At 41.4% G+C, this 21,913-nt stretch carries 19 protein-coding genes; 5 read left to right on the forward strand and 14 right to left on the reverse strand.

What is annotated here, in order from left to right; all coding sequences use genetic code 11:
- Nucleotides 1-21 precede the first annotated feature (21 nt).
- Nucleotides 22-1,311, reverse strand: a complete 1,290-nt coding sequence (locus AC1DP6_RS14720) for a hypothetical protein (protein WP_477055486.1) — start codon at nucleotides 1,309-1,311, stop codon at nucleotides 22-24.
- Between the two features lie 2,049 nt (nucleotides 1,312-3,360).
- Between AC1DP6_RS14720 and AC1DP6_RS14725 the strand changes: the two genes are divergently transcribed.
- Both AC1DP6_RS14725 and AC1DP6_RS14730 read left to right on the forward strand, forming a co-directional pair.
- Entirely contained in the window at nucleotides 3,361-5,076 is a 1,716-nt protein-coding gene (locus AC1DP6_RS14725; RefSeq protein WP_477055487.1) for an ATP-binding response regulator, read from the forward strand.
- Nucleotides 5,077-5,144: 68 nt separating this feature from the next.
- Nucleotides 5,145-6,047 (forward strand): UbiA family prenyltransferase, encoded by a 903-nt coding sequence (locus AC1DP6_RS14730; protein ID WP_477055488.1) that lies wholly within the window; start codon nucleotides 5,145-5,147, stop codon nucleotides 6,045-6,047.
- Nucleotides 6,048-6,050: 3 nt separating this feature from the next.
- Here the strand turns inward: AC1DP6_RS14730 and AC1DP6_RS14735 are convergent, their stop codons facing one another.
- Entirely contained in the window at nucleotides 6,051-6,371 is a 321-nt protein-coding gene (locus AC1DP6_RS14735) for a hypothetical protein (protein WP_477055489.1), read from the reverse strand.
- Nucleotides 6,372-6,857: 486 nt separating this feature from the next.
- Here AC1DP6_RS14735 and AC1DP6_RS14740 point away from each other — a divergent pair, with 486 nt between their 5' ends.
- Both AC1DP6_RS14740 and AC1DP6_RS14745 read left to right on the forward strand, forming a co-directional pair.
- The gene (locus AC1DP6_RS14740) at nucleotides 6,858-7,094 is read left to right on the forward strand and encodes a hypothetical protein (protein WP_477055490.1); all 237 of its coding nucleotides are present in this window, start codon (nucleotides 6,858-6,860) and stop codon (nucleotides 7,092-7,094) included.
- Nucleotides 7,095-7,752: 658 nt separating this feature from the next.
- The gene (locus tag AC1DP6_RS14745; RefSeq protein ID WP_477055491.1) at nucleotides 7,753-9,096 is read left to right on the forward strand and encodes a hypothetical protein; all 1,344 of its coding nucleotides are present in this window, start codon (nucleotides 7,753-7,755) and stop codon (nucleotides 9,094-9,096) included.
- Nucleotides 9,097-9,224: 128 nt separating this feature from the next.
- Here the strand turns inward: AC1DP6_RS14745 and mobC are convergent, their stop codons facing one another.
- From mobC to AC1DP6_RS14785, 8 genes are all read right to left on the reverse strand, one after another.
- Entirely contained in the window at nucleotides 9,225-11,207 is a 1,983-nt protein-coding gene (gene mobC, locus AC1DP6_RS14750; RefSeq protein WP_477055492.1) for a conjugal transfer protein MobC, read from the reverse strand.
- 27 nt (nucleotides 11,208-11,234) lie between these two features.
- Nucleotides 11,235-12,533, reverse strand: coding sequence for a relaxase/mobilization nuclease domain-containing protein (locus AC1DP6_RS14755; protein ID WP_477055493.1), 1,299 nt, complete (start codon nucleotides 12,531-12,533; stop codon nucleotides 11,235-11,237).
- Nucleotides 12,518-12,907 carry a plasmid mobilization protein gene (locus tag AC1DP6_RS14760; protein WP_477055494.1) on the reverse strand — a complete coding sequence of 130 codons (390 nt, stop codon included), beginning with the start codon at nucleotides 12,905-12,907 and terminating at the stop codon, nucleotides 12,518-12,520. The genes AC1DP6_RS14755 and AC1DP6_RS14760 overlap by 16 nt, the downstream gene beginning before the upstream one ends.
- A 222-nt stretch (nucleotides 12,908-13,129) precedes the next feature.
- On the reverse strand, nucleotides 13,130-14,065 hold the full coding sequence (locus tag AC1DP6_RS14765) for a toprim domain-containing protein (protein ID WP_477055495.1): 936 nt from the start codon (nucleotides 14,063-14,065) through the stop codon (nucleotides 13,130-13,132).
- A 174-nt stretch (nucleotides 14,066-14,239) separates the two neighbouring features.
- On the reverse strand, nucleotides 14,240-14,614 hold the full coding sequence (locus AC1DP6_RS14770; RefSeq protein WP_477055496.1) for a hypothetical protein: 375 nt from the start codon (nucleotides 14,612-14,614) through the stop codon (nucleotides 14,240-14,242).
- A 59-nt stretch (nucleotides 14,615-14,673) separates the two neighbouring features.
- Entirely contained in the window at nucleotides 14,674-15,951 is a 1,278-nt protein-coding gene (locus AC1DP6_RS14775; RefSeq protein WP_477055497.1) for a hypothetical protein, read from the reverse strand.
- A 104-nt stretch (nucleotides 15,952-16,055) separates the two neighbouring features.
- A complete protein-coding gene (locus AC1DP6_RS14780; protein ID WP_477055498.1) occupies nucleotides 16,056-16,343 on the reverse strand; it encodes a thrombospondin type 3 repeat-containing protein in 288 nt (95 codons plus the stop codon).
- Between the two features lie 183 nt (nucleotides 16,344-16,526).
- A complete protein-coding gene (locus AC1DP6_RS14785; RefSeq protein ID WP_477055499.1) occupies nucleotides 16,527-16,754 on the reverse strand; it encodes a hypothetical protein in 228 nt (75 codons plus the stop codon).
- A gap of 244 nt (nucleotides 16,755-16,998) precedes the next feature.
- On the opposite strand from AC1DP6_RS14785, the gene AC1DP6_RS14790 reads away from it, so the two are divergent.
- Nucleotides 16,999-17,265, forward strand: a complete 267-nt coding sequence (locus tag AC1DP6_RS14790; RefSeq protein ID WP_477055500.1) for a hypothetical protein — start codon at nucleotides 16,999-17,001, stop codon at nucleotides 17,263-17,265.
- 51 nt (nucleotides 17,266-17,316) lie between these two features.
- Here the strand turns inward: AC1DP6_RS14790 and AC1DP6_RS14795 are convergent, their stop codons facing one another.
- The 4 genes from AC1DP6_RS14795 to AC1DP6_RS14810 form a co-directional block, all read right to left on the reverse strand.
- On the reverse strand, nucleotides 17,317-18,753 hold the full coding sequence (locus AC1DP6_RS14795; protein WP_477055501.1) for a hypothetical protein: 1,437 nt from the start codon (nucleotides 18,751-18,753) through the stop codon (nucleotides 17,317-17,319).
- Between the two features lie 587 nt (nucleotides 18,754-19,340).
- Nucleotides 19,341-19,529 carry a hypothetical protein gene (locus AC1DP6_RS14800; RefSeq protein WP_477055502.1) on the reverse strand — a complete coding sequence of 63 codons (189 nt, stop codon included), beginning with the start codon at nucleotides 19,527-19,529 and terminating at the stop codon, nucleotides 19,341-19,343.
- 77 nt (nucleotides 19,530-19,606) lie between these two features.
- Nucleotides 19,607-21,415, reverse strand: coding sequence for a ParB/RepB/Spo0J family partition protein (locus AC1DP6_RS14805; RefSeq protein WP_477055503.1), 1,809 nt, complete (start codon nucleotides 21,413-21,415; stop codon nucleotides 19,607-19,609).
- 43 nt (nucleotides 21,416-21,458) lie between these two features.
- Complete coding sequence (locus AC1DP6_RS14810) at nucleotides 21,459-21,911, reverse strand: hypothetical protein (RefSeq protein WP_477055504.1); 453 nt, start codon at nucleotides 21,909-21,911, stop codon at nucleotides 21,459-21,461.
- Nucleotides 21,912-21,913 lie beyond the last annotated feature (2 nt).

Genomic DNA, 21,913 nt, shown 5'->3' on the forward strand with positions numbered 1-21,913 from the left:
TTTAACTTTAGAATTCAGGAATTAGAAATTATACCCGGTACGGATCTTTATAGGGTCTGTCCTTGGAATATGCTGATTATAGAGGAAATCAAACAGCACCATCACATTCCCTTTTAGTTTACTGTTGATCTTATATTTTTTGCTGATACCGATTAATCCGCTTTGTGTCCATTGCTTTCCAATGCCCTGTGGAATACCGGCATATTCTGGCTGATAATTCTGCTCATAGCCACCGTTCAGGAAAAAAGTGCCTTTGAGCTTCCAGTCGATGAAAGTACGTATACCCATACCCTGGCTGGAAAAATGAATATTATTAAATCCGGTACCCATGCCTAGTTTATACGAAAGGCCAATACCTGCACTCCCGTTTTTGTGAAATTTATAGGCAGCCTGTCCGGCGAGATCACTGGTAGTAGGGAAAAACATATTACTGCGTTGAAACTGTATGTTGCTGCCAAACTCCAACCGTTGCAGAAAAGTTTTGGTTTTCATTTCCTTAGGCTTGAAGTCCGGCATTTCACCAGCGTTGTCTAAATCGGGAAATTTACTTTTCAACTCGTCAAACTTGCTGCGGGCTTCTGCCATTTGCTGGCTCACTGCGGCGCTGGCATTGGGGCCGCTGCCAATACGTTGCTGGATAAGTTGCTCCACCTGGTTGCGGGTTTGTAATCCTTCCAGGCTTTGGGCGGAGGCAGTGGCGCCCTGTATATTAAAGAGACTGGCCAACTGAGAATGCTTTTGTATGAAGTCATTATAGGCGGGTAGTTTCTTTATGACTTCCAACGCCTTCTGTTCGGCTTTCTTCTTATCCTTAAATACTTCTTTATACTCTTTCAGTTGCTGCGCATAGTAGTAGGCTTCTTTGTTCATCTTCTGCAGATCTTTCGTAAACCCGGTATATTGGCTTAATTGTTCTTTCAGTAACTGTTTACGCTCCCGGATATATGCTTTTATCTGTTCTGCCTGGGCGAGTTTATCTTTGAGGTTGTCGACTGATTTTAAGGACCCGCTCAACTTATCGGTGATGCTTTTGGATTGATCGATGAGTCCCTTCGATTGTTTTAAAAAGGCTAAGGAATTACCCAAACTATCAAGATACCCACCAGTCTCAGACTGTGACAGGACACCTGAATACTTACCCAGCTTACCTTTCATACGTGACTTAAGGCTCCCTAATGAATCTATAGAATGTGCAAAAAGATTATTCGCTTTCAGGGAATCTATTCGTTCCAGCCGGCGCCTGAGCTTTTCCTCTTGATTCATAAACCGGCTCAACGCCTGTTCGCTGCGTTTGGAAATCTGCCGCTCCATTTTGTCAGATTTCTGCTTTACCTGCGAAAAATATTTCCCAGGTATTGGGTGCCGATTTAGTAACATTGAATCTTGTGAAATAGCTACAAAAGACATGCACAGTAGGCATGCAGATATTAGGACAGTTTTCATAAAACAGTCGATTTGCTAATATTGGGGAGATTTGATTAAAAATAGCCGGTACACCTGTTATTTGTTTACCTCAAACCAAGTATATAAGCATAGCGATGCCATTACTTCCACTAATAGAGGTCGTTGTTAACAAAGGCGAATTCGGAACTTTGGGCTAAGTTGATACCATCGCAATAATGGCGGACATAGCGGTATTAATAACGGTCAATGGGCTATCAGAGGACATTTGCTTGCCATGTAGTACAGGGTAATAATAAACTTTCATTGTAGGTTTTTTATCGCGTATTAGGATAATTTTATGGACTCTTATTGTTTCCTGTTAACTAAGTACAAATCCTATCTAAAACTTCAATTTGGGATGGAGGGGTAGTAATGCAATTTATTCAATGTATTAATCAGACAACTCGCCCTTAATGGAAGGGACAATAATTCAGAATACAGTGTTTCCTCGTTTTATAACAATCTTCTTACAAGATAAAACACAAAATTTAAATTATTGTCTATCCATCAAAAATGCGTATAAATACGGAAAGGGTAAACTAGATAAGTATTTGTTTGCTATCCTAATCATTTTTCAATTTGTTGAAACAAAAATTGGTTTTCATAGCGCATCCTATTTGCGTAGCTGGTTATTATTGTGAAAACAGAAGGGAGAGCGGATTGCCCATTATACCAAAACCGCAGAAGACGGAAAGCAGACTGTTCTTAAGCCCCAAAGTGAATGGACTATAACGAAATGTCCCCAGATCATCTCAGAACAGACCTGGAATAAAGCAAATAGGATACCTGACGAACAGGAAATAAAAAGTGCACGCTATGGTAGACTCTTAGAATGTTTCAGAAGGCGGTTTAAGATGGCCTTTTTTTAGGATGCTCGCAATGATGGCACGTTTCATCTCCGCCTCCTCATTTGTTATTTGAATATAAGTAATGGTAACCTTATAAGTTTTTTCTGTTTTTTTGAGGGAAGGATTTTTTTGCTTTGGGCAGTCCTTTTACATTCGGGATGCTCGACGTTTATTGTTTTTTCAGTTTTCCCGATTAATTTACCCTGACTATTGTCATTTGAATCTTTCATCATCGCATTAAACATTTTTACTTGGTTCCAATTTATTTAAAACTTAATTCATAGGGGCTTCAATTATAAGACCGAGAAATATAATGCGCCTCCATAGAATTATGATGCTTATGCGGGCAAACAAGGAGATTAGCGCTCTTTTACACAGATATTCTTGTCTTTGTTTTGGGTACATCAAAGATAACTTTAGAGAAATCAGCCACTAGACAGCTTTGCAGGAAGTAGACCGATACATTAAGGCGATCTCAAGATAAGTATATTTGCCAGGACTTGAGTCTGAGTCAGTAAGGAATCAGATAGATAACTCTAATACAATGGGGGGTATTTTAGTCCTTCAATAAGACCTGTTTTTATCAAATACTAAAATATAGGGCAATCAATTAATAATGTCTATATTAACATTGGATTAACACTTCAAAGGTGGTACTTAAGTAAATTCATACCCTAAAGATCCTACAGCCCGGCACTAGTTCAATCAAATTTTTTGACTAATAATAATTTGATCCGTATAGCGTAAGACAGCTCTTGTCTTAGGTTTGGCCTTACCTTACCAAAACCCTCAAAATTAAACTTCTCATGAAGGTTATTTCGCAGTTACAACAAACTTTTCAAGGCATCAAAAGAGTGACATTACACATAGACCAGGTAGGTCATGCAGAAACATCTTTTTTGCTGATTGTGGAGTGACGGCCGCAATTGTTGGATAGAAAATTCGAATGCTGATAAACTTGGATACGCTCCAGTCGTTAGTTTTCGAGTATCCAAATACGAGTGACAAGTCAAGGAGTCCTCGGGTTTAAAATTGTGTTTTTTACCCTTCACTACTAACCTACAACAACATGAAATCGCTATTCGCTTCCATATTAAATGCCGGGATACGGCCTGGATCAACGGAGAATCACTCTGTCCAAATCATCAACAAACTGGCTCTGATAACTGCGGTAATGGTCATATTAATTGGGACTAGTTTGTTCTTTTTCTGTTATTCCTGGGCTTTATTGGCAGGTGTTTATATTGAAGCCATCTGTTTCGCCGGCGTAATCTTTCTCAATAAATTTGGTAAAGCACTGGTTGCAGGAGGAGCAACATTGGTCATTCATTGTTTCTTTGCGCTCTATTTCGGTGCCCTGTTGGGGCCAGCCATGCCAATCTTGCCTCTTGCATTATTTCTACTTACGTTTCTAATTGGTGCCTCCTTTATTGTTTATCGCAGTGATGAAATAAGGATTATTTGCATCATCACAACAGTTATACTTTTTTTGGCCATCGTTTTTAATAACCAGTACCAAGTCATCACCCGGATTCCTTTAAGCGAAGGTAGTGCGAAGATTATAACTATTCTTTGTTGGGTTGGCCTTGGAATCATGATCGTTATTGTGCCATACTACTTTATTACACTAAATGATCAATATTTGGCCGAAATCAAGCGTTTATTGAATGCCTTGGAACAAGCCAATAATGCGAAATCAGTGTATTTGCGGACAACAAATCACGAGTTGCGTACCCCATTAAATTCGGCCTTCTCACTTGCTCAACTTCTGAAAGCCAAATGCGATCAATACCCTGCTGAAACTCAACTGGAGGTGAATGACCTCTATATTTCCTTATGCCAAACCCGTCAGATTGTAAATGATGTACTGGATTTATCTAAAATTGAAGCGGGTAAGATGGACGACCTTGTAATGGAGCCGATTGTCATTCATAATTACATTGAACAATGTATCAGTTTGCATCGCTATAAGGCCAAAGACAGAAAAATATCTATAAAACTGGATTTTGCGCCTACTTTACCAGACTGCATGGTTACCGACAAACTTGCGCTGATGCAGATTATCAATAACTTATGTGGAAATGCTGTAAAGTTCGCTGCCAAAGGAACAAAAGTCGCAATCAATGTCTATCCGGATAATGGCTTTTTGTGTTGTGACATTGAGAATCATGGCATAATACCGGCAGATCAACAAAGTGTGCTGTTTCAGGCATTTCAATCCAGCCGTAATAGCAGCAGTCCAGGGACCGGATTAGGGTTGTTTATCTCTCGGCATTTGGTCGAAAAGGCAGGGGGAAGTCTGGTTTTTAAAACAGGCTATGACAGTACCAGATTTTCCTTTACACTTCCACTGGTGAGCACTGATTCCCGGCCTGTAGCGGAAGAAATGGTCGTATCGGATATGCTTTTTGCAGGTTACCATTTTTTGGTAGTGGAGGACGAAGCCATATCCAGGCGTATACTATCCATATTGAAAAAGAAGGGAGGCATGGTCACTTACGCGGAAAATGGCGAAGAAGCGTTGGAGCTGATCAACGAAGGAAGTTTTGACATGATCATTTCTGACCGGGAAATGCCTGGAATGGACGGAGTAGAGCTTTTAAGACATATCCGCGCCAATCCTAAGTTTCAAGAGTTGCCGGTAATTATTACTACCGGGACTTGTACTCAGGAAGATAAGGAAACAATTTTGGGGGCTGGGGCAAACGGCATTCTGATAAAACCCTATATGTTGAATGATTTATATCAACTGATCCGCCAGAAACTTGCCTTCTCAGAGGTCTAACATGATAAAATTCTGCGGTTAAATTTATTACATTGTGGTAAAACGTAAGTTTTACATCCCGTACTACAATGTATCCGTTCAGCAAATCAGCTATAGCTGCTATTTGCAGAGAACTGCTCCTTGTGTGGCGTTTTATCAAAAACGACATATGGGATACGGTTATCCCTTGCATTATTGCCTTTCTCACCGCTTTTATATATTGCAAAAGACCTTTAAGCGAACTTCCGATAGTCCTTTTATATTCTATAATTTACACGCTTTTATATATTCTCACTTTTTGTGTCTGCAACCAGATCAATTCCGTCCAGGAAGACCGAATCAACAAGCCTGATAGGCCACTGGTTACCGGATTAATCAACAGGCAAGCGGCTTATTACCGTCTAATTTGCTATAATATTCTATTCATGGGTGCTGGAGTATGGTTGCAGATACTTTGGCTTGTTTTGGCTTGGCAGATCACTACGCTATGGCTTTGTCAATGGGGTGGAAGTAATCATTGGGTAACCAAAAACCTGGTGTGTATCAGCATAGGAACGGTTACCCTTCTGGCTGCGGAATGGAAAATCGTGGGGGAAATCAAAGAAAATGTTTGGGCATATATCATTGTGATTAGCTGTTGGGCAGGTTTTGGGCTTCCTTTGCAGGATATGAGAGATCAGCAAGGGGACCAGGTGATGAACAGGAAAACCCTGCCGCTTGCCATTGGGGACACCAACGCCAGGATATATCTATCCGTCTATTTTTTAGTTTTCTCCCCCGCACTCTATTTTGGGATTTTGCTTACCCAGGTACATCTGTCCAGTATCGTTACGAATCATCTGATTCTCACAATTGTTATTCTGGAAACGCTATGGCATTGGGCTATAGCAGCAAGGTTATGGCTCTATAAAAAGCCCGCGGAAGATAACACCACCTATCACTGGTTTGTGTACCTTTTTATTGTAACGATTCCAATGATATGTTTTATCTGATGGCTACTGGTCTTTCAGAAAATCCTTTTTACTTGGGATCTTGGATGTCAGATTTAAGGTATATTCTACTTTTGCCCCCTCTCGGGCTGCTAATTCCAGGCGGGCCATCATATATACGGCTCTGGCAATGTCCTTGTCCCGATCCGTTTTTAATCTTGGATCAAGTGTCAAGTTCTCCTTAATTACCTGGTATCCTTTTATTTTCTCGGCTCGTATGGTCATCTGGTAGGGAAGACCCAGTTCTAGTACTTGGCGATCATATTCCAGGGTATACTGGGTTACCTCACTGGTAATCTCTTCAATAAAAACAAGGAGATAACGCATTTGTCCCTCAATTACAGGGCGAACTTCAACACAATTTGGCATAAGCTATAAAATCTAATTGTTTATAGCATTGGGCAAGTACAAGACAAAAATACTAAAATTATTAGTATTTTTGTCTTGACACATAATTGGGTTCTCTCAATTTGAAATTAGTTAGGGTTAACGATAGCAAACATGCCGGTCTTTAGGATTAATATAGTATTTGACAATGGGAAAGTTTACAATGAACACCACCTGGTTGACGGGGTAGAGTTAGATACCTATTATAGACGCCTGCTAGGGCTTGCGCAAAAGGCTCCTGTGCATATTGTTTCTTTCGATGTGGTGCAAGTATCAGCGTTTTCTCCTGTAGCCAGAGTTATGAGGGACAACAATATTAAACGGATGTCGCGCTATGTTCCGAAAATGCAGCCAAATCAAGCTAGGATGAAACGAAAGAGGCGATTTTAATTGTCTTTCAAACAGAGCTACTATTGATATTTTTGTATGATGAGTATTAAGTTTCTGGCGATATATGGTGATGTTGGAGCGCTGGTGGAAATTGCAAAGACATCAGGAATGGGGGAAGTGGTCTATCAGATTTATTTAAACAGGAGGTATGTGGGGCAGCTAAAAATAAGGGAAGGCGAGTGGGTATTACTTGCCCAGAAACCATGGATGACTATTGATGACATTCAAATCGTGGCTGAAAAAATAATACTACATTGGCGAATAGGAGATTAGAATGGATACAAAAAGCCACCCCTAGAAAGGCGTGGCATATCCAAGAACAAAAAGGATATTTTTCCAGTAATAATATCTATCTGCTCGTACTTGGTATTATTACAGGGGGCAATCTTTGGCCGACTAGAAAACTATTCCTGCCAAGTCATTACCATTCCTTCAAAAAAGGGGATGATCTGTTGTAGATCAGTATCCTTGCTCAGTAGTAACGCACATAATGTACACAACTTAACCGCCTGGTAAGCTCTTTCAGTTTTTTTTGTACAGATTTCGAATGAGATGGTAATGTTTTTCTGATTCATGTCGTATTATTTTTTACGAAGTTAGGTCAGACATGCTGGGGTAAAAACCCCTTTTTCAGGGGAAAAAACCTGTTTTTTAAATAGTGTTTTAACCCCTCGGAATGAGTTGAAATACTATTTTTCAACAATAGTCCTACTTTTTTAAAGGCATATTGCGGCGCAACCAAATTGGTGAAAATGTTATTCGTTTGTTATTCAGTGTGTTGTGTCATCGAGGTTAACAAGTAAAACCCCAGATGGATGGTAAATTGAATCTATACTCCTAAAAGCAGGGCAGGTAGGGCCATCAAAGGCTCCTATTTTCTATGCCAGGATAAAGAAATTTTGATTTGATCTGTACCATTTAACTAAGAAGGATGAAAAGGGTTTTGTTTTTGGCGTGGATACTCATGAGTATCCACGTCCAGGCCAGGCAATACATTAACAATTCGACCAGTCTGTATCTGCAAACGGACAAACATATATACACCCCATCGGAAAGGATTTGGTTTACCGGTTTTATGCTCAATTTGGATACAACAGTTAATTATCATACCCTGTATGTTTCCTTGTTTGATCCCATACTGCACAAGCCTGTTGTTACGGAAAAATTCATATTAAGTTTAGGGGTTTGCTATGGAATGTTGGACCTTCCTGATAGCCTCCATGCGGGTGATTACCCCATCGTAGCATTTACAAATAACTACCTGCTCGACAGTGTTGAGCAAGAGTTTCATCAATGGATATCGGTTCGCAGACCAGGACAGACACCTTATCTGCCGACTCCGGTACGGGGATTTAAAACACATCTGACTGAAAGGATGATCGAAGAATGTAAGCCCAAAGCCGTTATTCAAGGGGATTCTGCTGCATACCATCAGCGAAGTAAAACCAAATGGATGGTGCAGATACAGGACGAGGATGGACGGCCTGTGAGAGGTACTTTTTCTATTTCATGTGTGTTAACCAACAGGCTCCGTCAACCTAGCAGTTGGAATATACGCAGATTCTATTATATCGATCAGCATACTTTTGCCAATCAGCAACCGATTAATACGGGGCCGCATGATGTTCATCCGATCAGTGGATATGTGCTGAAAGGTAAAAAAGAAGTGAGCAAATCGATCCCTATGCTATTGATGACAAGTAGCAATGCTGTTCCCTTTCAGACCAGCAAAAAAGGCACCTTTAAGTTAAAGGCTGAACAGGTGGTCGCCTCATGGAACACGGATGCTTTTTTGAGTATTGCCAAGGGCAATAACAGTTCTAATTTTAAGATCGTTATTTGGGATGACCAGGAGCGAATCGTAAACAATTTGGCAAAAGTCAATTATCCTTATGAGGTTGAAACTGGCCCGGATAGTTTGCTGTTTACAGACAAAGAATTACAGCATATGGATCTGGTGTTGCATCATTCGGATTCCCTGTCGCCTCCTGCAATACAACTTCTGATGGGTGCATCAGATCAGGAATACATGAAAAAAGTAAAACCTGCATACCTGCCTGTTGCCTTTCCACTGGTCGATTATTCCAGGGACAGCACCTTTGAACAAAACCTCAATACGACATTATATTGGAACTATCAACTCACTACCGATGAAGATGGGAAAGCGGAATTCAGTTTTTTTACGGGTGATCTACCAGGGGATTATACTTGTTTGATTCAGGGCATGACTGCACGTGACTACTTTGTTTCCCGCGCGACGTTCAAGGTTTTGTAGCTGTAGATGAACTGGTAGATGTAGTCCATAAAGAATGGCTTTAGCCAAGTCAACATAAATAAAACCTTTGCCCCGGTCCGATTTTGGAGGCTAAAATGCAGGGCCGGTAAGCAAAGGTTTTTCTGTTTTTATTTGCGGATGATCAGGGATTCCAGTTCCGGATCGGATAGCATTCTTTCGATTTCCGAGGCCACTAGATCCTGGACCTCCTGCCGGATGCGGTTATAGTTTTCATCTACTGTAGATTGATCGACATTGCGAATTATGGGAATTGGTTTGTAATTTTTTTCCTCAGCATTGATGGCATCAAAGTCATTGACAATCTGGCAATGGAAAGCCTTCAGATGGCTGGGTTGCTGGGGGGTATCGGCAATCATTCCAACGAATTCACCACTGCTCAGCGCAGAAATTTTAGAAGCAGGAACGGCGTATTCCAGTTGCTTACTTTTGGAAATAGAAGTATCTGAAGCGTTGATCGATAAACTGGTGCGATCCTGGTTGATCTTTCCGATGCGTTCTGAAAGTTGTTTGGCGGAATCACCTGAAACCTGCCCGGAGACAATACTTCCGACCATGTTGATGATCACCTCGGCGCTGTCCTTACCATATTCTTTCCTAACCTGATTTAACTCCTGCAACCCGATGTAGCAACATATCTTATTTTGTCTGCCGGTACTGACGACCATATTTAGCTCAAGGTTCAAGGTGGGCCACTCATCGAAGACCAGCGCGCATTTGACCTTATTTTTCTGGTTGATGATTTTTAAAATGCGGTTGCCATAAAGAGATAATACGGCGCCATAGGTCATGATTTTCTGAGGGTTATTGCCCATGCACAACACGACCGGATGCTGAGGGTTATTGATGTCCAGGTCAAAATCATCACCGCTCAGGACATAGTAAAGTTGGGGACTGGTCAGCCGCGCAAGTGCAATTTTTGCGCTGGCAATCTGGCCTTCCAATTGCTCCATTACATCGGCTTCGTAGGCTTTCAGGAAGGGTGAAATTAGAGCTGAAATTGTTGGTTCTAGCCGCATAACGGAAAACATTTCATCGTATCCGATCTGGATAAATTCCAGCACATGTGGCAGCGTACAGTACTTTCCATCTTGGTATCGGCGCAAATACCAGATGATTGCAGTAACAAAATTGATGGCACTTTCGGTGAAGAACTCGCCTTGTTTCTGGGCCCACTGTTTGTTGAGCCCCAGCAGGATCGTACGTGCGGACTCGCTGGCATCGGTAATGTCTGTCATCCCTTTGGGGTCAAAAACATTGCCTCTATGGGTCCTGCTCAGGTCATCGAAATTGATGAAATAGCAGTCGCTTTTCGCCCCGTATCTATGTTTATTCTTTAGCCAATAATTATACGCGATGATGCTCAGGTCGGGGAACTTGAAATCATAGATCAGCGCGGAAAAGGGTTCTGGCTTACTTAAACTTTGAGAAATGACATGCCTTAAAAAGTACGCTGTTTTCCCACTTCCTGCCGATCCCTGGCAGATCACGGCCCTTTGGGGACTGATGATATTTAAAAATCCTGAGTTGATTTTTCCCTTGTAACGGAACCTGGTGGGCAGGTTAACCGAAAATTCATTTTCAATCAGCCGGGTTTCCTGCGGAAAGGTTTCATTCTCCTGGTTGAAAATATCATCAGCAAGATTGGCCTTAATGATGCGGGAAAGCCAGGTTCCTCCAGTGAGTATAAGGATAAAACCTATAGAAATCATCGCGATATAACAGGTGGTGATCACTGGAATCTGCCACGGGAAAAACAGTAAAAAGTAGGCGGAGAAAAAGATAGCAAGGCCCCAAGTTATATAGGTGAGCGCCTTTTTTAAAGTCATATTTTCGCTCTTGCGGCCCTTGGCACCGATCAAGGAAATGCCGAGAAAACACAGCGCAAAAAGCTTAGACTTATGGAAAAAAGTAAAGAGGCCGGTACGGGAAATATTACCCATTAACCGGTCTGAAAAAGGGGTTACTAGCTGCCAGTGTAAAAAGGCAGCATAGAAGTAATAATATACATGAAGTATTAACAGAACAATACTGATGAATCTAGTCATATCCAGTATTTTCCTTAGCGCTTGTTCATTCTCACCAGTGGCCATCGTATGTTGTTTTAGGGGTTAACAGTTTTATTTTTTCTTTTTTTTCTTTTTTCTTCTGAGCTGAAAGGGAAGCGGCTCATAGACATCTTCAGGTGCAAACAGGATTTCAAAGAATCCTTTCTCACCATCATAGTTGCCTGAATGTCCAGTAGATTGAGGCTCCTCAGTAGTTGTTGGTCCGTTGTTTTTAGGGGTATGACCAGGCATTGCCGGTTTCGCGGATACAGGTGGAAGCGCGGATTTTTGAGAAGCCTTTGAAACAGGAGAAGTCGTAATCGAAGGCTTGCAACGTTGCTGAATGGCGTTTGCACTATAGGCGGGCCCCAGGTCGCCGCCATTTAAAGCACACCGGTTTTTATTGTCGACATAACTAATCCCATAGATCTGCTGCGCTTTATTTTTTAGCAACACGACCCGGATATTTTGTTTGAGCAGTAGCGCTGATAATTCCACAAGGGAAGGCGGGGGCACTTTTTTTAGAGCCAGATCAACTGCATTTTTTATCCGGCTAAGCTGCTCGGCAGTGAATTCATTTTTGTTTCTGAAGTGTTTGCTCAGGTGCTTCAATGTTGCCTCCGTATTCAAAAGACTGGCACGGATGAGTTTTCCTACATGGGTATCACCGGGGCCAATCAAGTGAAAAACCAACCCGTTTTTTTGGTAGATCCTGGAGTCTTTTGTACCCCGGTCAGCGGAAATGTTGTAGCCCTTTAGCACCGCATTCAAGGCCGAAAGGGAAGTGAATTTGTAGTTTTTAAGCACATAATTTAGCCGATCATCAATCGCTTTTCGGGTTTGGGTTTTGCTGTAAATAACCTTGCTTAGGTCTACCGGTGAGAGGTCATATAAACCAGCTTCATGGTCTTTTGCAGGGACGAGTCCATATTTTTTTTCCAGTTCAATACGCGCAGGATTGGACTTTCTTCTGCCGATCATATAGGTGTCTACCAGATCCCCAGCAGCATCAATACGGTGGGTGACAATATGCAGGTGTGGATGGGCCGCATCATGATGCCGGTACATTAAATAGGGTTGATCGCCCAGGCCAATGGCCTGCATATAATCGGTGGCGATCTGTTTCATCAGCTCATCGGATAGCTTTTCGCCTGGTGCAAAGTTCAGAGAGATGTGGAGGCTGGGGCGGGATATTGGACGCTTACTGGCTGTTTTTAGCAGTATATTTAGCCGTTGTTGCTGTGTCATCCGTTCTAATTCCATCGGGAAATTTTCTGCCATCAACAGGTCTGCGGCGCCACTTTCCAGCTTATTATCGTTATAGAAAAAGCTCTTGCGGATGGACTTTCCGGAGTTCACGATTGCGACCATACCGAAGCAGTTTTATGGATGAATTCACGGATGGCACGGATATCGTCCATGAGCAGATTTTGCTCTGATTGGTAGGTGGTTAACCATTTTGCAAACTGAGAATGACGCTTAAGTGTATGCAAAACATGAACAGCCTGGTTGAAGTTATTGGCTACTCCATTCAGGTCTTTTATGAGCTTGGAAAACTCGGTCATCAGAGCGTCTGCAGTATGGTTTCTGTAGCTACCGATTAGGGGTTTTCCCAATAGAATTTTTCTGGCGTAGGTGGATATTTTCCGTTCAGTAGTCTTGGAAAACTGTTTGTTCAGCAGTATATAGTCTACCTCTGAAAGCCGCAAATGCAGCCATTTGGATTTGGTTTCTGATTTTTTCATGCGCACTATTCTTTCTCACTAATCAAATTTGTTCACTGGTAACCGCCCCCGACTTAGGAGGGGGCGGCTGGTTAACTTCCCGGTTGTGATACAACCGAACATCTTGCGGGTTCCAGCACAGCGTGGGACGCCATCCTCTGACCAGGCGGAGGATGGCTAAACCCGGTTACGCTCTGGATAAAAATGCTGGAAACAGGAAGATGGTTTTTGCAGGGTAGAAAATCAGGGGGATAATTTTCTATTCTTTTTTTTAGACAGGCCGAAGTTGCAGTGCAGATCATTAAAATCATCATAATTTCTGTAGACCTGGCTTTTGTCTTTGTACAGGCGTTTATCCAGTGAACGTGCATACTCGGTTACCCTTTTGCCCTGAACGTTATTATCCAGATAAAGATCAACTGTTTTATATTTTTCTAAAACTGGTCGGGCGGATTCAAAGAAAGAAAGACTGTTCAGTACCAGAGCATCACGGTCCTCCCGATCAGTTGGGGGCACCAGGCTCAGGTACGAGAGATAGCTGAAAAAGCCCTCAAAGACAGCGATCCCAACTGCCTGCTGGTCGCCGTGGATGTGGGTGAGGCTTTTGGGTGAAGAGCTGCCTTTAAATTGGGAGTTACGAAGTTCAAAGCCACCTGCGTTATTTTTAAAACCAATGGCAAAATAAGGACGGTCATGCAGACGAAAATGAACTTCCCTGCAATACTCAGTTGCCAACTGGTAGGAAATCCTTCTGTTTGCCAGATAGGAAAGCAAGGCCGGGTGGGAAAGTTGAATGTCTTTGATTACAATGACCTTATCTTTTTCAAGTTCTTCGGGGGTCAGGGATTTACGTTCAGTTTTCGTAAAACCAGGAAGGCTTTGGCGGCTCTGCATACTGATTAAAAACTCACTGACGGTACACCCGTGATAGCGTACTGCAAAATCAACAAAGTTTCCGCCGGATACTTTTTTTCCAGGGGGGACAGCATCACCAAAATCTGCCCAAACATTAAGTTTTCGATCAACTTTGAAGGAAGCTGTTTTTTCATCGCGGAAAGGGGACAAATACCAATAATTCTTTCCAGTGACTTTTTTTGGGAGGTGGCCTAAGCTTGTCAGATAGTCAACTAAATCAAATTTTCGCGCCTGCTCACAGGTTAGCCGTTCACTGTTTTCCATACACACATATTTTTCAATTTCACAATTCAGTGATACAAACTTAAAGGCTGTGAGGGGGAAAACCTTGACCTATGGGATTTTTGATATAGGTTCATTGGTAAGACTGGTGTGTTCGGACATAAAAAAAAGCTGTCCGAAACTATTGACGGACAGCTAAAGAAAAGTTAAAGGTGTTTAACCGATAAACGTGAGGTTAATCCGGCAGCCGTAGGCATTCGATTTGTAAAGGGAAAGCCTGGCCGTCCGATCAAATAACCTAAATGAATGTAATTTTCTACGATAGTCTTTTATCTGTTTATCACCGTCGGAAATGGGATCTATTTCAAAGGCCACACCATCATCTTCAAAATATTTCACAGGTTCGTCATAGAAACTTTGATCATCTGAATACAGGTTTATAAAAACATCCTGGGAAATTAATTTAATCGTCACTGACCTGAAAATAAAATCCCCCAGGTGAAAATTCCTGATCGTATAATTATCTTCCCAATCCTTTTTATAATCATAGCCTGAGAAATCGACCTTTGAGAAACTCAGATCCTTGACCACGTTGGCAATTATTTTATTATTGTAAACCAACTGATTAAATAACGGTAAACCTTGCATTTTTAACAACCTCCAATTCCTTTAGTATATGGCCTAACACTATAAGTACCATAATTGTTTCTATACGTTGCACGTCCACCCAATCTTTCCATGGCAGCTTTTAGAATATTAAGGTAACGGTTTAAAAATATTTCAACAGCTGGTCCGGTTGGTGGTGGCGAAGATTCTACCTGGCTTTCAAATATATCTTCGGCAGCATCTTTTGCCTGAGCAGTAAGTCTTGCGGCTTCGCTTGCGCTGATAAAGGTTCCGTCTGCGCGTGTTCTTGGGAATTCGAAATATAGATTTTTGTCATAGTGCATTCGTACATACTCAATGTGAATTATATTTCCTATCTGATAAGTTGTAATATAATCTATCCGCAGATCTGATACACCACAGCTCTGGTACGTTTCTATTGCAGCAGGCTCATATGCCCACGAAGCACAATTGGATGGGAAATCAGGGTCAGCGTTCCCATTGACTTCAATAGTACCTGTTGTTTGGCTGTCGTCTGTGTATCCGGGGTCACCAGCTCCGCCACCCGGTCCGGTAGGACTGCCGTCACCAGGGTCACCGCCTATTGGAGGGTAGCCGCCTCCGGTATCAATTGGAGGTAGCCCAGTTCCTGGGCCGGGATCGGGAGTAATGATCACCGGATCTAAGGGGATATCTAAGCTACAGCCTTTGCTATCGACCATATCACCGGCAGGCGTGTTCGGGCACTGGTCATCCTTATTAATTACCCCATCCTGATCATCATCTTTATTAGGGTCACCTAAAGATGAACTTTGGAGATTAACCCCTGATAGATTTGAACTTAATCGTTTGCCGTTTTGAACCGCGACCAGACCATGTAGTTTTCCATAAGAATTAAAGAAGATTAACCGGCCATCAAGATGAGCATAGTCAATTTTTTTATCAGCTTTCAGTGTGCTGGGATTTGGAATTGCCTGGACGACCTTACTCTGGACTTTGCCATTGTCCTTCATAACGATCATTTGTATAACTTCGCCTGTTTGCTTTTTATAGTATAAGGTAACGTATAGCGCATTGTGATTTTCTGAAAGACGGTAGCGGTAAACCTTTTCCCAATTCGGTGTAAGGCTCTTATCAAGGAAATTATCATACAGACCCTGATTAAGCGCTTTGGAATATTCTGCCCTTGCTTCGGCTAGGGTCACAGCATCCTTAGCAATAGGATCTTCTGTTGTGTTTATGTCTTTGCCATCTTTTTTACAGGAAGGCACTACCGCCAAAAAGCAAACGCTGATCAGCAGGATTTTTAAATAATTTTTCATGGGTTTTAAGAGATACGTCAATAGAGCAATGGGCTGCTGAATTAACAGTTAATTAGAAAACATAAATACCCTCTAATGAAAACTAGAGGGTATAAAATAGTCTATTAGAAAATCGGGCAGCCGTTAGCGTCCACAAATGTTAAAGGAGGCGTATGCGGACATTTATCCAAAAAATCTGGCACACCGTCTTCGTCTTCATCACCTGGAGACACCATAGAAGTCAAATTTAATGCTTCTGCTGTTGAGGAATGGAACCAGGGATTGACTGAACTTCTGAAAATAGATCTACTGGATGTTGAAAAACTCTGCTCTGAGGATTTAGAAGAATAAGTAAATGAGCTGAGAAGAATGAAAGCGCATAAAGCGAGGGTGTAATTTAATTGAGTTTTCATAATTGAGGGTTAATGTTAAAAAATAATTGAATTTGAATATTACATTTCGAGTGTCATCATAGGCAAACTTATTTAGGTGATACTGACTGCAATGTAAAAATATGAGTTAATATTTTTACATTGAATGTACTTAAAAATTAGGAGTTTATTGTAACAACTGTGTTACCTGGTAATGGATCGATGTTAGGTAGAAATTTTGGATTTGATCCGGTCAAAAAGCTTCTGAAAATTAGGGGTATATTGAATAGAGGGCGTTTTATCATTTAGGCTAATTTGACTTACTTTTAAAATATATTCCCATTCTTCTAAATATGCCCCCTGTTGCAGTATTTCAGAGACGAGTTTGATTTCTTCCGGAGTGCAAGTGTTGGCAAGGAATTTTTCTAGGGTTTGTAGGATTTGAGCATTCATTTGAGCAGCGTTAAGAGTTTCCAATATCGATATTATTGACTAAAATAGTAGAATTTTATTTAATGTTTTAACGTTTGATATCAAAAAAAATTATTCAAAAGCAAACTAGATGCGCATCTTTACTGGAGGTTGTAATTGTTTGACTGTCAGTTGATGGGGAACCTATCTGATTTTTGATATAGGTTAAATTCCTTTTTACAGGTTACTTTTACCTTACGTGAGATTGATAATAAAAATGTGAGGTATGATGACAATGAATGAAAAATTTCAAATGTTCGATGTACTGTTGAGTACACCCGAATGGGCAGGGAATGCCAAGCTTCCGGCTACAGCCAATAGAAAGATTGTGCTGCTGTTTTGCCTAGTTGTAGATAAGGAGATTAAAGAGAAATCAGAACTCTTTAAACTTTTTCCTGAAGGCGTGACTGCTGAGCTAGAAACTTTTATAAGCGAATGTTTGGAAAAAGCCGGACTTCAAGTATTGTATGAAAAGCTAAAAGCATTAAAATAGCGCATTAAGAGTTTGCATAAAGCCGCCTGCCGAGGCGGCTTTATGTATATTTCACTTATTTTTTCCATACTTTCTAAAAGCTGAGATAAATTGGAAAATGAAAAAACCAATCGCGATTTTACTAAATGCGTCCAGGAACAAAGACCAACCCGTATATTGATCCTGTTTTACCAGAAAATCTAACCGATGTGTCAGATCAATGAAAGAAAAATAATAACCGATCAAGGTAGGATCAAAATCAGTAGATTTAAACAACCTGCCTAAACTCAATAGATAAGCAAGATAGAAGATAATAGAAAAACCAAGGAAACCAAAAAATGGTTTTTTGATGGAAAGTCCATGGTCATTGGACAAACTGTTAATAGAAAGTATCTTCCTATCCCACCAGGAAATTCCTTTTACTCTCTTTAAAGCATCATGGGAGATCGCTTGTATTTTCTGCGCTTCATAGTAATTACCAGAATCTTCAAAGGATTTTTTAAGCTGAAGGAATATCTCATAGATGGCCTTATCCTGGTTGCGTGGGATTTTATCAGGGTAATGGACGTTTTCCACCTCTACGAAACCAAAGTTTTTATAAGAATCAGGAAAATCGCAGGAAGTAAACCGTGCTTTAGAGAATTTGGACTTGTAAAAAGAGACAATGGGGTAATCATTAAAAGCGATAGTATCAAAAGTAACATTATCCAGATTGCAACGGTGTATGGCTATCTTTTTTCCGGCCTCACCATCTTTAATACTAGCAATGTTATGAAATGATAATTCCCCTTTTGGCCGGAGGTTATAAATATACCAACTATTGATATTAAGGTTTTCAATATACACTTCTCCGGATGGTTCTCCGGAAATCTCAAAAGATTCTAGGAACACCCCATTAACGATGGTCTGAACATGTTTAGCTTCCTCACTATACTTTAGATTTAAGGATAGCTTGGGCCGTTCGTCTTTATTGGGAATATATTTGACCGCTGTAAACCGGACATTTTTACAATCACTAATAAAATAGCGGTTTGCAACCAGGAATAAGTCATCTGCTAATGAAATTTGAAGGCGGATCAGAAGGAGCTTCCACTTCTTGTGATTAGAGAAGTCGTCAAGGAAGTGAATATTGACCCTATTTACTTTGGTAAGCAATAAGTCATTAAGTAGTAGGCAATTTGTAATTACGATAGAATACAGGTTTTCATTTTCTATTCTCCCTGTGAGCATAGATTCTAAAAATGAAATGGAAATATTCTTGGAAACGATCTCTTGAACGTGGAGTAACCCGATATAACAATTGTGGAATTCGATGAATATTTGAGGGAAAGTGATGTCTTCCAGATTTTCAATGTGGAGTGACCCAAAAATGCAATTGGAGAAATATAGGGTGATTTTGTCCCCGTTGAAGGTTACGTTTTCAAAATCACTTTTTTTTAGCCTTACCGTGGCATTTTGCTCACCGAGATAATTTGTGGTTTGATAGAGGTGAATAGGGAGAACTGTCATAGAGAGCTAAACATTTAAGACTAAATATAGCTTTTTCAAGCTAAACCCATCCATGGCTATTAAATGGCTATAAAAGTGCGATGTGATGTGAATTGGGAGGTCATTTACCCATAGGAAGGTTGGCAGATCTTTGCCAGTCGTAAAGTTATTGAGCCTATTCAGGAACCAGTCTTGTTTATGCCTGAACACCTGGTTTGCAGAGAAAAGCTGGAGCCCGTAGGGCTCAAAAATTTGTCGCTGCCTACAGGCAGTACCGCTTTGGACGCCTGCCATAGATCTCCAAATTCGGGAATCCATGGCGGACGGTTTTGGGTTTATGTTCCTTGCCAACGGCTCAGGATGGCCGGATGTACCAATCGATGAAAAGGAAAAATAAACCCAGTACGATCAGCAGACGGTATAGCCAGCACCATAGCCATTCAAAAATCCTGATCAATAAAAATTGCCAAAAAGGTAAGGGGTGGAAAGGCTCAGTACTTACAGTACGTTCATACTGCCTTTTGCTGGAGCAGAAAAAAAGGATCACGCCAAGACTGGTGGAAGTGAGCGCGATTGTGTGAACACTTGGAATATATGGATTCATGGTTTTAAGTTTTAAGTTGTTTTAAATTCAATAGTTTTCTGTGCAGGTCAGCCCAATACAATTGCCTTTGATGATCACCGGAACGGAAATCGGGATTCTCATGTTGATAATTTTTAAACTCTTCGGCTTGCCGGATCGCGGCTTCTAAATCGGTTACTTTTATCACGTAGTTATTTAAATCTGTGATGTGCATAAATCATCTTTTTAGGCTCAAAATTGAAGGATAAGGGAGGAAGCTTACGTCTACCTCCCTTAATCTCATAAAGGGCGTTATGCAGCCTCTTTTTGCTCTATCTTGGGTGTCATTTTTTTGATCCTGTTTTCTAAATCTTTGATCCGGGGTTTAAGTCTCTTTTGTCGTTTTTTAGCGATTTTGGCCTGATCATTTTCGATCTGCTGTATGCTGATCCCGGATTCACTGGCCAGTTGGTAAAGGGCAATACCGCTGATATTGGTCGGAATTTTGCTTTCCCGTTGTCCATGGATGGCTAAACGGATCATCAGGCAATACTCACTTTCACTTAAAACGGTCAACTTTTGGTAAACCTTTTCCGGGTCGGTGATTCGGGTCAGGTTTTCATCAACCAACAGGCTATTATCGATCCGTGACCGGGTAACATAGTCTAAGGACTGATAGACTAGTAGCCGGGCGGCTGCAAAATCGGCGGCATTTGCAGGGTTAGTAATTTCTGAACTGACTAAGGAATCATTAAAATGCTCGTGTATGTTGAGTTGTACTTTCCCCCGGTCGATTTCTTTTGCCCTGCTTTCCCGCTGGTTGAGTCGTAAAACTTCTCCCTGTAAGAGTTCTGTGGTTTGTGTACCTTGTTTAATTGCCTCCTGTACCTGTTTGGCGGTGGCTTTTTTAGGGCCTTGCTCCCTGCGGACACGCCCAGTGGTAAACAGGACGGCTTGCACAACGGAATAATGAAAACATAAGCCTTTGCTGAATGCACCGGAGGCTGTTTGCTCCTTATAGGCGGCTAAATCTTCGTTGTATTCCTGTAAGGCAAAGTCGTAGCCTGCCTGATCGAAGGATTCTTCCTCCTCCCCGTCTGTGTAATCCTCTACTTCGGGCGGGGTTGGTGGCATGATCAGGTTGATATCATAGGCCGAATATTGGGGCAGTCCTGCGGTCTGGTCTAAGGAATCCACAATGATTTGGTTTTCTTCGGACAGTCGGCCAATACAGATAATGGCCTCTGGGGTGAAATTTTCCACCACCTGCAAGATTTCATTTTTTGTTGTGGTTATACATTTGGAATGATAGCATGCTTTATTTGTGCAGATGGCCTCATCTGCCATTTCAGGAAATAAAGAGTTAAGGGTAGCCGAATTAAAAGGGCAGGTTGAACATGCACCAGCTTGGGGGATCAACTGGCCGTCCTGTACATCAAAAGGAGCATCATTTAAATCATATTTATACCTTCCAATGATATGGCGGAAGCCGTTTGTGCTGAAATTTTCATCTTTCCAGTTGCTACAATGACGTTCAAAAATTTCCTGCTGCGAACTTGGTACAAGTCCGGCCATTTCCATCGCTTCAGAAAGAGAAAGTTTTTCAGCAAAGAATATTTCCTGAAGTGGGATGATTAAAGCTGAAAGTTTCAACCTTGAATAAATAAAGGCTTTGGATTTAGATAACCGTTCTGAAATCTGGGCAATGGTTTTTCCTTCGCGCTGCATCTTTCCGATCCGGTTGGCCTCGTCCATTGGGTGCGGGTTTTCCCGTTGCAAGTTTTCAGACAGGCGCATTTCTTCGGCCTGTTCATCCGTTAAATCCTTGATCACTGCCGGGATAATATCCAGCATAGCGATACGGGCAGCGCGGATGCGTCTTTCCCCGACAACTAGCTCATACCGTCCGGTAGGCATTGGGCGAACCGTAACCGGGGAAATCATCCCGTGCAGGGTCATATCTGTTGCCAGTTCATTTAAAGCGACCGGACAAAAATAAATCCGGTAATTGTCGGGAGATAAATCTACCAGTGAAAGGGAGATGTTTTTTTGCACGATCTGCTGTTCTGTTTCTGGCGTAGTGTTTTTATTTGTCGGTAATTTTTTTATAATCGTAGTCATCGTTTTAGAAATTAAAGTGAATAATTTTTAATCCCTGATTGTATCAGGCTCTTTGGCTTTGCTGCGGAAAGGGAATAATATCCAGTTCTTCCGGGTGGGCAAACAGGTAATCAAACAGAATTTTCAGTTCCTGCTGATCCAATTTTTTTAGGTATTCTTTGCTTTGATAGATAGGGGTAATTTGAATTTCCCGGTCACTTTCAAAAGCCATAGCAACAGGTGTTCCACCAATACCACTATCAATCCACAGACCTACGCAAAGGTCATTACTGTACTGGGTAGCAAGGATTAAAATATCATGTCCGGTCATACCGTCCCCGTCATAGCTTTGCAAAGTTTTTTCATCTTCGAACCATACCCTTGCGAGGCGGTTGAATTTTTGTCCGGTTTGTTTGCTCATCTCCTTAGCGAATTCTAAAGGGGATATTGGCCCGGTTATACTTTGGTCGCCTGTCCATTCAAGCAAGGGTTGTATAGAAAATTTTAAAGTGTTCATCG

The organism is Chitinophaga sp. 01L420, assembly GCF_056399985.1.

What these genes read in the sequence shown, in the direction of transcription:
- AC1DP6_RS14805 (WP_477055503.1), bottom strand. Translation starts at nt 21,415, where the DNA reads ATGACTACGATTATAAAAAAATTACCGACAAATAAAAACACTACGCCA.
- AC1DP6_RS14740 (WP_477055490.1), top strand. Translation starts at nt 6,858, where the DNA reads ATGATGAGTATTAAGTTTCTGGCGATATATGGTGATGTTGGAGCGCTG.
- AC1DP6_RS14720 (WP_477055486.1), bottom strand. Translation starts at nt 1,311, where the DNA reads ATGGAGCGGCAGATTTCCAAACGCAGCGAACAGGCGTTGAGCCGGTTT.
- AC1DP6_RS14785 (WP_477055499.1), bottom strand. Translation starts at nt 16,754, where the DNA reads ATGAATGCTCAAATCCTACAAACCCTAGAAAAATTCCTTGCCAACACT.
- AC1DP6_RS14800 (WP_477055502.1), bottom strand. Translation starts at nt 19,529, where the DNA reads ATGCACATCACAGATTTAAATAACTACGTGATAAAAGTAACCGATTTA.
- AC1DP6_RS14795 (WP_477055501.1), bottom strand. Translation starts at nt 18,753, where the DNA reads ATGACAGTTCTCCCTATTCACCTCTATCAAACCACAAATTATCTCGGT.
- mobC (WP_477055492.1), bottom strand. Translation starts at nt 11,207, where the DNA reads ATGGCCACTGGTGAGAATGAACAAGCGCTAAGGAAAATACTGGATATG.
- AC1DP6_RS14780 (WP_477055498.1), bottom strand. Translation starts at nt 16,343, where the DNA reads ATGAAAACTCAATTAAATTACACCCTCGCTTTATGCGCTTTCATTCTT.
- AC1DP6_RS14760 (WP_477055494.1), bottom strand. Translation starts at nt 12,907, where the DNA reads ATGAAAAAATCAGAAACCAAATCCAAATGGCTGCATTTGCGGCTTTCA.
- AC1DP6_RS14790 (WP_477055500.1), top strand. Translation starts at nt 16,999, where the DNA reads ATGATGACAATGAATGAAAAATTTCAAATGTTCGATGTACTGTTGAGT.
- AC1DP6_RS14810 (WP_477055504.1), bottom strand. Translation starts at nt 21,911, where the DNA reads ATGAACACTTTAAAATTTTCTATACAACCCTTGCTTGAATGGACAGGC.
- AC1DP6_RS14755 (WP_477055493.1), bottom strand. Translation starts at nt 12,533, where the DNA reads ATGGTCGCAATCGTGAACTCCGGAAAGTCCATCCGCAAGAGCTTTTTC.
- AC1DP6_RS14775 (WP_477055497.1), bottom strand. Translation starts at nt 15,951, where the DNA reads ATGAAAAATTATTTAAAAATCCTGCTGATCAGCGTTTGCTTTTTGGCG.
- AC1DP6_RS14730 (WP_477055488.1), top strand. Translation starts at nt 5,145, where the DNA reads ATGTATCCGTTCAGCAAATCAGCTATAGCTGCTATTTGCAGAGAACTG.
- AC1DP6_RS14725 (WP_477055487.1), top strand. Translation starts at nt 3,361, where the DNA reads ATGAAATCGCTATTCGCTTCCATATTAAATGCCGGGATACGGCCTGGA.
- AC1DP6_RS14745 (WP_477055491.1), top strand. Translation starts at nt 7,753, where the DNA reads ATGAAAAGGGTTTTGTTTTTGGCGTGGATACTCATGAGTATCCACGTC.
- AC1DP6_RS14765 (WP_477055495.1), bottom strand. Translation starts at nt 14,065, where the DNA reads ATGGAAAACAGTGAACGGCTAACCTGTGAGCAGGCGCGAAAATTTGAT.
- AC1DP6_RS14735 (WP_477055489.1), bottom strand. Translation starts at nt 6,371, where the DNA reads ATGCGTTATCTCCTTGTTTTTATTGAAGAGATTACCAGTGAGGTAACC.